Origin of the sequence: Pontibacterium sp. (genome assembly GCF_041587635.1) — a bacterium.
GTDB lineage: Bacteria > Pseudomonadota > Gammaproteobacteria > Pseudomonadales > Balneatricaceae > Pontibacterium.
Map to the genome: position 1 here is coordinate 1 of NZ_JBFGYC010000736.1, position 1,376 is coordinate 1,376.

The window sequence follows — 1,376 nt, forward strand, 5'->3', positions numbered from 1 at the left end:
GATACCACACTGTACCGTAGGGCTTGAGTCCGTAATCAGGGTGCAACGTTTTTTCATCCAGCCATTGCTGTAAATCATCCATAAACGTACTCTGCACCTGTGGTGCGTCGGTGTCATTTACGAGAACCTCATCAGTTCCGTTGCTCACTTCTTGCTTGTCCATTTTCTTAGCCTTTCAGTTTGTCTGTTTCATTAGTTCGAAACGGTTGGCCTGACCGTTCCGATAAAACCAAACCGGCGTCCCGGTGTGGCTGAATGTCATAAGGTTCGCGAGACCTCTGTTACACAACACACCACAGAGACAGCTATGGTGATGTGGCTGCTAATACCTGCTCCTAGCAGCGGGAGCGTGTTTGCTCAGTGCACAACGTTATCGTTGACCCAATTCACCAGATCAGATCGACGGTACCGAATTGCTGATCGACCGATCCTGCAATAAGGTGGCAGGCCGTCGTTGCCAGCTGCTCGTCCTTTCTCCAAAGCACTCTTGGAGATGTTCAGGAATGCTGCTGCTTCTTCTGTTTTCAGTAAGGGCTCTAGCATTGGAGTTGAATCAGGCTGCTTCATTGACTTGTACCTTTTTCACAGACTGGTTGATGACATCCGTCACTACAGCATTAGCCGCAGTCAGTGTTTTATTGCTCAGGTGCCCGTAATGGCGATGAATACAGTGCGTAGAGCTCAATCCCATGAGACGAGATACCGAGAATTGGTCGATGCCATTCATTAATAAATGAGAGCAATAGGTGTGCCTGAGACAATGCGGAGTTACAGTGCCGTCATTAAGATCTGCGTCCACCATGATTTTCTTCCAGGCCTTCGCGGGGTAAGACATAGGGCGATCATCATTACGACCACGGAATACCAGTCCATCATGGCTATACTTCTGAGCTTGTTGTTCCAAAATGGCAGTAGCAGATGGGTTGAGAGTCACGAAGCGTGCCCCCGTCTTGGAATCCTCCAGATACAGGGTATTGCTGGCTGGATCCCAGTTTTCCAGTCGAGCGTTCAAGGCTTCGGAGATACGAAGTCCTAACGATGCAATGAACTCAAAGGCACGGTATACGTCTCCCTCGTGGCATCGACAGGCCACATGAAAACGGCCCAACTCTTCGTCGCTCAGGAAGCGTGTGCGCCCGTTCTTCGGGTTGTTCATTTTGATGCTGCCCATGAAGGAGGCGTTAATCCACTGTCGCTCCATTGCGTACTTTTCGAACGCTTTCAGCAGCGCAATATGGCGGTCTTGGGTGGACTTGCCAAGTTCCGTACGGGCAAGCTTTTCTAGGTAAGCCTGGATGTCTTGTTCCGTCAGAGCGTTAAGCTTCTTTTGCTCTTTAAAGAAAGGAATGAAGTGCTTTTCGATCTTGCTGTGGTCA

General features: G+C 49.6%; 2 protein-coding genes. Both read right to left on the minus strand.

Going from position 1 to position 1,376, the window contains the following annotated elements; genetic code table 11:
• Positions 1-357: 357 nt before the first annotated feature.
• Positions 358-567 carry a helix-turn-helix transcriptional regulator gene (locus ABYW01_RS21285; RefSeq protein WP_372836606.1) on the minus strand — a complete coding sequence of 70 codons (210 nt, stop codon included), beginning with the start codon at positions 565-567 and terminating at the stop codon, positions 358-360.
• Positions 554-1,376, minus strand: an 823-nt coding sequence (locus ABYW01_RS21290; RefSeq protein WP_372836608.1) for a tyrosine-type recombinase/integrase, incomplete at its 5' end; no start/stop codon positions are given. The genes ABYW01_RS21290 and ABYW01_RS21285, both read right to left, overlap by 14 nt.

Excerpts from the sequence above, each read along its gene's own strand:
- ABYW01_RS21285 (WP_372836606.1), bottom strand. The coding sequence starts at position 567 with ATGAAGCAGCCTGATTCAACTCCAATGCTAGAGCCCTTACTGAAAACA.